The sequence below is a fragment of the Dietzia sp. Cai40 genome (genome assembly GCF_014145165.1).
GTDB classification, from domain to species: Bacteria; Actinomycetota; Actinomycetes; order Mycobacteriales; family Mycobacteriaceae; genus Dietzia; species Dietzia natronolimnaea.
This window is the reverse complement of sequence record NZ_JAALEB010000148.1, coordinates 1-7103: the sequence shown is the minus strand read 5'-3', so window position 1 is coordinate 7103 and position 7103 is coordinate 1. Positions and strand designations below refer to the sequence as shown.

At 71.2% G+C, this 7103-nt stretch carries 8 protein-coding genes; 4 read left to right on the top strand and 4 right to left on the bottom strand.

Annotation, left to right across the window (positions count from 1 at the left end; genetic code table 11):
* Both G6022_RS06440 and G6022_RS06435 read right to left on the bottom strand, forming a co-directional pair.
* A partial coding sequence (locus tag G6022_RS06440; protein WP_182691210.1) for an alpha-(1->3)-arabinofuranosyltransferase family protein occupies nucleotides 1-765 on the bottom strand: 765 nt, incomplete at its 3' end.
* A gap of 22 nt (nucleotides 766-787) precedes the next feature.
* Nucleotides 788-976 (bottom strand): DUF2613 domain-containing protein, encoded by a 189-nt coding sequence (locus tag G6022_RS06435; RefSeq protein ID WP_346034821.1) that lies wholly within the window; start codon nucleotides 974-976, stop codon nucleotides 788-790.
* A 154-nt stretch (nucleotides 977-1130) separates the two neighbouring features.
* Here G6022_RS06435 and G6022_RS06430 point away from each other — a divergent pair, with 154 nt between their 5' ends.
* The 3 genes from G6022_RS06430 to G6022_RS06420 all read left to right on the top strand — a co-directional run bounded on the left by G6022_RS06430 (nucleotide 1131) and on the right by G6022_RS06420 (nucleotide 4722).
* Nucleotides 1131-1757 (top strand): TetR/AcrR family transcriptional regulator, encoded by a 627-nt coding sequence (locus tag G6022_RS06430; RefSeq protein WP_179523607.1) that lies wholly within the window; start codon nucleotides 1131-1133, stop codon nucleotides 1755-1757.
* Entirely contained in the window at nucleotides 1754-3634 is a 1881-nt protein-coding gene (locus G6022_RS06425) for a long-chain-acyl-CoA synthetase (protein ID WP_182638653.1), read from the top strand. The genes G6022_RS06430 and G6022_RS06425 overlap by 4 nt, the downstream gene beginning before the upstream one ends.
* Nucleotides 3635-3714: 80 nt before the next feature.
* On the top strand, nucleotides 3715-4722 hold the full coding sequence (locus G6022_RS06420; RefSeq protein ID WP_347238156.1) for an alpha/beta hydrolase: 1008 nt from the start codon (nucleotides 3715-3717) through the stop codon (nucleotides 4720-4722).
* Nucleotides 4723-4738: 16 nt separating this feature from the next.
* Here the strand turns inward: G6022_RS06420 and G6022_RS06415 are convergent, their stop codons facing one another.
* Nucleotides 4739-5236: a nuclear transport factor 2 family protein gene (locus tag G6022_RS06415; protein ID WP_182653257.1), complete on the bottom strand. Its 498-nt coding sequence runs from the start codon at nucleotides 5234-5236 to the stop codon at nucleotides 4739-4741.
* Entirely contained in the window at nucleotides 5233-6450 is a 1218-nt protein-coding gene (gene argJ / locus G6022_RS06410) for a bifunctional glutamate N-acetyltransferase/amino-acid acetyltransferase ArgJ (protein WP_347238155.1), read from the bottom strand. The genes G6022_RS06415 and argJ overlap by 4 nt, the downstream gene beginning before the upstream one ends.
* Nucleotides 6451-6747: 297 nt before the next feature.
* On the opposite strand from argJ, the gene G6022_RS06405 reads away from it, so the two are divergent.
* On the top strand, nucleotides 6748-6888 hold the full coding sequence (locus G6022_RS06405) for a hypothetical protein (protein WP_182637356.1): 141 nt from the start codon (nucleotides 6748-6750) through the stop codon (nucleotides 6886-6888).
* Nucleotides 6889-7103 lie beyond the last annotated feature (215 nt).

The window sequence follows — 7103 nt, the reverse complement described above, 5'->3', positions numbered from 1 at the left end:
GGTGACCTCGGCGGACTCGATGTAGTCCAGGAACGGAGGCGAGATCCGGCCCAGGAGCACCAACGGAACAGCCCACCACAGGCACACCGCCACCGAGAGGGGCAGCCACCACGCGGCCAGCCGCGCCCACGTGCGTCCGGGGCGGTGCATGAGCCACCACAGGATCGCGGGCAGGCACGCGACGGCGGTGGCGACCGCGTTGACCGCGCCCATCAGCGCCAGCGCCAGCGCGGCACCGGCGCCACCCCGGCGCGGGGACATCCGCCCCTGCAACACCCGCACCACCGGCAGCAGCACCCACGGTGCCAGCGCGACGGGCCAGATCTCGGAGGAGATCGACCCGAGGTCGCCGAGCATCCGCGGGGCGAGCGCGTAGAGGATCCCGGCCACCGCCCTGGTCTGGGGGGTGCCGATCCGCAGTGCTGCCGCGACCCGGACCACGCCGACGTAGGCGACCGTCAGCAGCACCGCCCACCACAGCCGTTGGGTCAGCCAGGCGGGCATCCCCACCAGGTCGAACAGCGCGAAGAACGGCCCCTGGGGGAAGAGGTACCCGTACGCCTGGTTCTGGACCTGGCCGCCGAACGACAGTCCGGTCCACAGGTGGGTGGCCTGGACGAGAAAGCGTCCGGGGTCGACGACGAGGTCGTACTTGGTGTCCGGGACGACCAGACCCGGGGACTGCAGGCAGGCGAGGAGGAGGAAACCGAGGAACGCGACGACCGCGTCACGCGCGCCTGCACCGAGACGGATCCCGCGGGTCACCTCGGCCGGCGCGGAGGGGGGACTAGCGGGCGCCGTACTCGACCTGGCCGAGGAGGGCCTGGTCGGCGGGCGGCTGAGCGACCTCCGGGATGGAGTTCTCGGCCATCGCGGAGTTGGCTCCGAAGGCGACGATGCCGCCGAGGACGATTCCGCCGACTGCGCTGGCGAGCGCTCCGGTACCGAAGCTCATCGAGTTCTCCCTGCGGGTCACGAGAATGGGGTGTCCTGGCGGTGCCCCGGGGCACGCCGACGCCGAAAGAGTATCACCCGGTACCCCGTGGATCGTGCGTAGTGTCGCCCACAACTACTTACTGGCCGGTAAGTTGGTGTGGGACACGACACCACGTCCCGCCGGAAGGAGTCCTGTGACGACGGGGACCAAACGGATCCCACGCGCGATCCGCGAACAGCAGATGCTCGACTCGGCCATCCGCGTGTTCTCCGACCTCGGCTACCGATCGGCGTCGATGGACACCATCGCCAAGGACGCCAGGATCTCCAAGCCGATGCTGTATCTCTACTACGGCTCGAAGGAGGAACTGTTCTCCGCGTGCGTGACCCGTGAGTCCGGGCGACTCATCGACCACCTCACCTCCGCGGCGACCAGTGGGACCGGTGCGCGTCACAGTCTGGAGAGCGTCGTGGAGGCGTTCCTCGACTACGTGGACGACCACGCCGACTCGTGGAACGTCGTGTACCGCCAGGCCGTGGCCGAACCCGCCTTCGGCGACGAGGTCGAGAAGACCCGCTCCGTCCTGGTGGACCTGACCACCGATCTGCTGGCGCAGAACTCGGTGGACGGGCGCAGCCGCGAGGTGCTCGAGGTGGTCGCCACCGCGCTCGTCGGGGCCGGGGAGGCGGTCGCCGACCGCGTCGCGCACCGGTCCATACCCAAATCGGTGGCCGCAGGAGTGGTCGTCGAACTCGCGTGGCGCGGCCTCGCCGGAGATCCCGCCAAGTCACTCACCACCCCGAAAGAGGAGAACCCGTGACCGACACGACCGAAGACACCACCCGCCGCGCGTCCCAGGGCGCCAGGACCCTCACCCCGTTCGACCTGGCGGGAGGCCTGCCCTCTCTCGTCTCCGATCTGCCGACAGTCCTGCGTGGTCTCCGGATCGTCCGCTCCTCCCGCGGGACCGACAAGATCTCCATCGGCAGGAGGTTCCAGGAACTGGCGGCCGGCCAACCGGACGCCCCGTTCCTGCGATTCCTGGGCTCCGAGATCACCTACGGGGAGGCGAACCGGCGCGCCAACCTCTTCGCCCGGGTGCTCAAGGCCCGTGGGGTCGAGCGCGGCGACACCGTCGGCATCTGCATGGTCAACCGGCCCGAGGTCATGCTCGCCATCCTGGGCGCCGTCAAGGTGGGCGCCTCGGTGGGCCTGCTCAACCACCACCAGCGCGGGGAGGTCCTCGAGCACTCGCAGAAGATCATCGACTCGAAGGTCGTCCTCATCGGGGCGGAGTGCGCCGAGGCCGCCGGGTCCATCCCCCGCGAGAAGTGGCTCGGTGAGCTGATCGCCGTGGGGACCGAGGTCGACCTCCCGTTCCGCGACTTCACGGCGGGCCACCGCCCGGACGAGCTCTCGGATCTCACCTGGCTCGAGGACGAGCTGGAGAAGATGGACGCGGACGCCGGCGCCACCAACCCGCCCGAGGCGGACGAGACGCTGGGCAACGAGACCGCGTACTACGTGTTCACCTCGGGCACGACCGGCCTGCCCAAGGCCTCGACCATGTCCCACTACCGCTGGAACCGCGCGCTCGCCGGTTTCGGCCTGTCGGGTGTGCGGCTCAAGAAGGACGACGTCCTGCTCTGTCCGCTGCCGATGTACCACAACAACGCGCTCACGGTCGGCCTGGGTTGCGTGCTCGCCGCCGGCGCGTGCCTGGCCGTCGAGGAGCACTTCTCCGCGTCGAAGTTCTGGGACCAGGCCCGCGCGGCCGGGGCGACCGCCGCCATCTACATCGGCGAGATCTGCCGCTACCTGCTCAACCAGGAACCCGGTCCGGGCGACCGTGACCATTCCATCCGGGTGATGACGGGCAACGGGTTGCGCCCCGAGATCTGGGACGAGTTCCAACAGCGGTTCGGCGTCGACCGGATCTGTGAGTTCTACGCGGCCAGCGAGTGCAACATCGCGTTCGTCAACGCCTTCAACATCCCCAAGACCACCGGCTACTGCCCGATGGACTTCGCGATCGTGGACTACGACCCGGACACCGGGGAGCCCCGCCGCGGCGAGGACGGTCGGCTCACCAAGGTGGGCAAGGGCGGGATCGGCCTGCTGATCAGCGGCATCTCCGACACCCAGCCCTTCGACGGCTACACCGACAAGGAGGCCACGGAGAAGAAGGTCATCCGCGACGCCTTCAGTGACGGTGACGCCTGGTTCGTCTCGGGCGACCTGATGCTGGACCAGGGCCTCAAGCACGCCTCGTTCGTCGACCGCCTGGGCGACACCTTCCGCTGGAAGGGCGAGAACGTGGCGACCACCGAGGTGGAGGCGGCCGTCAGCGCTCGCCACGAGGTCGACCAGGCCGTGGTCTACGGCGTGCCGGTGCCGGGCGCCGACGGCAAGGCGGGCATGGCCGCCGTGCGGCTGCACGACAAGTCCGACTTCGACGGCGCCGCGCTCGCGGAGCACCTGCGCAGGTCGTTGCCGTCGTACGCGGTTCCGCTGTTCATCCGGCTCTCCAAGGAGCTCGAGGTGACGTCCACCTACAAGAGCCGCAAGACCGAGCTGCGCGAGCAGGCGTTCGACACCTCCCAGTTCGACGACCCGCTCTACGTCCTGTCGTCCGACAAGGGATACATCCCCTTCTACGATGGGGCGGAGAACGACGTCGTCGCCGGCAAGGCCTGAGGCCGGGGGCACAACGTAGGAGGTCCCGCCGCCGCATGCCCAGTCCCCGCATGCCCAGTCGTCGTGCGCACAGTCGCCGTGTGTCCGACCGACGGGCGCGCCGCGGCGGGACCGACCTCTCCCGCCGTTCGGTGTTGATCGGCCTGTCGCTGGGCGCGGGAGGGGCGGCGGGATGGGCGCTGACCTCGGCCCTCGGGGCGGGCGGCGAGGACGTGGCGACGTCGGGCCCGAGCCCCGACTCCGTGGCTCCCCGTCCCTACGTCGCGCCCGAGGGTGCGGTCCCGGTCACCGAACCGCGCCGCCTGCACTACGGCGAGCCCGGTGACACGGACGGTCAGACCTTCGGTGACCTCTACCTGCCCGAGTCGGCCAACCCGGCCCTGCCGGTGGTGGTGTTGATCCACGGCGGCGGGTGGAAGGACTCTCTGGGCCTGGCCTACATGGAGAACCAGGCCCGCGACCTGGCCTCCTTCGACGTGGCGGTGTGGAACATCGAGTACCGCCGGGTCGGCTCCGGAGGGGGCTGGCCCACCACGGTCGCGGACGTGTGCCGGGCCGTGGACCACCTGGTGGAGGTCTCCGCGCAGGTGGGCGACCGGTTGGACCTGCGCCGGGTGGTGGTCGCCGGGCACTCCGCCGGCGGGCACCTGGCGCTGTGGGTCGCCGGGCGGGCACGACTGCCGTCCTCTCTGCCCGGGTCGCGACCCGCCGTCCCCGTCTCGGGCTGTGTGTCCCTCGCCGGGGTCGCGGACCTGCTCCGTGCCGAGGAGTCCGGGGACAAGTACGTCGCCGGCCTGCTCGGTGGCCGCCCCGACACGCGCCGTCAGCGCTACCGGGACGCCTCGCCCGTGACGCACCTGCCCACCGGGGTCCCGGTGGTGTGCGTCCACGGCCGCGACGACGAGGTGGTGTCGCCCGAGCAGTCCGAGGTCTACGTACGGGCCGCCCGCCGGGTGGGCGACCCCGCCCGTGTCTCGCTGGTGCCCGGTGGCCACGACCCGTGGGGCGACATCACCGGCCGGGTGTGGCACGACACCCGCGACACCGTGCTCGCGATGGCCCGCCGACCCCCGGGCCCCGCCGGCTGACGCACGTGTGCGGGGGTCAGGCGTCGGTGTGGCCGGTGTCCACCCGGATCCGCTCGAGCCGCCGGTGGGTGATCAACCACCGACCGTCCACCCTGCGGTACCGCTCGTGGTAGTGACCCCAGCCGTGGAGCCAGTGCTCACGGCCGTCGACCGACCACCACAACCGGTCCTCCATCGCCCAGATGCCGGTGGCCGTGGGGTCGCCGGTGGCCGGGTCCGGGCCCGTCAGCTCCAGCACCGGGGTGTGCCCGTGGTGCACGCTCGTCACCGGGACGCGGCCGTCGAGGGTCGCTCGGATCGCGGCGGTGAGCGCCTCGCGACCGCGCACCTCGGGCGCCCCGCCGCCGGCCGCCCAGGACTCGCTGACCACGTCCTCGGTGTGGCACGGCCCGTAGGCGTCCCACTGCTTGGTGTCCATGACGTACAGCCGGCGGGCGAAGACCGCCCGGATCGCCTCGAGGTCCTCCGCCGCGCCCGCGTCCGGAGGCGCGCCCGCGCCGGTAGGCGGGGTCACGTCGTGTAGTCCGCGTTGATCGAGATGTACTCGCGCGAGAGGTCGCACCCGTACACCGTGCAGGCGCCGTCGGCGGAGCCTGACTCGACGCCCAGGTCGACCGAGATCGTGACCTCCTCGGCCCGCATGATCTCGGTGAGCCGCTCGAGTTCGGCCTCACCGGGGAAGGCGGGGTAGGTCTCGAGGTCACCGAAGACGATGCGGACCCGCTCCGGGTCGATGTCCGTGTCCTCGTGGCACTTGCCGATCGCCATGGCCACCCGGCCCCAGTTGGGGTCCGCCCCGTGGACGGCGGTCTTGACCAGTGGGGAGTTGAGGATCGCCTTGGCCACACGCTTGGCCTGGTCGCGGTCGCGGGCGCCGGTGACCTCGACGGTGAGCAACTTGGTGGCCCCCTCTCCGTCGCGGGCCAGTTGACGGGTCAGGTCCAGACACACGGCCTCGAGGGCCCGCCGCATCCCGGCCTCGTCCACCGGCCCGGCCGCGCCGCTGGCCAGCACGATCGCGGTGTCGGAGGTGGAGGTGTCGGTGTCGACGGACAGGCAGTTGAACGTGTCGTCCACCGCACCCCTGAACGCGGTGTCCAGCACACCGGGCTCCACGGCGGCGTCGGTGAAGATCACGGCGATCATCGTGGCCATGTCCGGTTCGACCATCCCGACCCCCTTGGCGATGCCCACGACCTGAGCGGTGCCGCCCGTCGTCGTCGCCACCTCCACCCGCGCCGTCTTGGGGTGGGTGTCCGTCGTCATCATCGCGCTGGCCAGTGCGACCGCGTCGGCGTCGAAGTCGGCACCGGCCAACCCCTCGAGATGGGACCGCAGGATCGGCATGGGGTAGCGCCGACCGATCACGCCGGTGGAGGCGATGAGCAACTCCTCCGGCGCGACCCCCACGGCTCCGGCCGCCCGCTCCAGGACCTCGCGCGCGTCGGCCATCCCCTGCTCACCGGTGGCGACGTTGGCGTTCTTCGCCACCACCACCACGCCCCGCGCCCGGCCACCGGCGGCGTTCTCGCGGCTGAGCACCACGGAGGGCCCGGCGAAGAGCGAGCGGGTGAAGACCGCCGAGGAGGTCACGGCGGGACCGTCGGCGACGACGACGAAGACGTCGTCGCCGTGCTCGCGCAGACCCGCGGCCCCCGCGTGGGCGCGGAAACCGGCGGGCAGAGGGATCGGTCCGGAGGGGCGGGACTCGGGGCGGGTGGCGTTCACGCGTCCGAGTCTAGGCCCGTCGACGGGGCCCCGGCCGGTCGGACGGGAGCTGTCGTTCCGGCCCCGGGAGCGAAATGTGAGATAGGTCGCACCTGAGTACTCCCAGTCCCGCCCTTCCTCTCCCTATGAACGCGGGCTTACCGCCGCCCGGGTCGCAAAACCCCTCGTCAGGTGGGGTTCGACGTCACGTCTGGGTAACGTCGGCCCCAGTCGTCCGGATGTACCCAACGAGCGTCCGAACGACGCAGACCCCGGCGGTGGAGAGCCCACCGCCGTCACGACGAAAGGATCTACACCATGATCTCTGACTTCATCAACGGCATCGCCACCGGTTCCGCCAACGTCAACACCGGCTCCGAGGCCGCCGACTTCGGCACCGACCTCATCGCCCAGGTCCTCGGCTTCTTCGGTGGCTTCGTCGAGAACTTCGGCTCCTGAGCCGGCGCGCCTGACGGCGCACCGCCCGGGCCGGGTTCCGCCCGGCACGGGCACCGCGTGTGACCGGCCCCGCTTCGGCGGGGCCGGTTTTCCGCATTTCGGCGGCAGCAGCGGCGGTTCCCGCGCGCCCGTGGCCGGATCGCCTCGGTAGCCTGAACCCATGCAGCTCGATCTCTCCCGTGACGTCGCCGCCGACCCCGAGGCGGTCTGGGCGG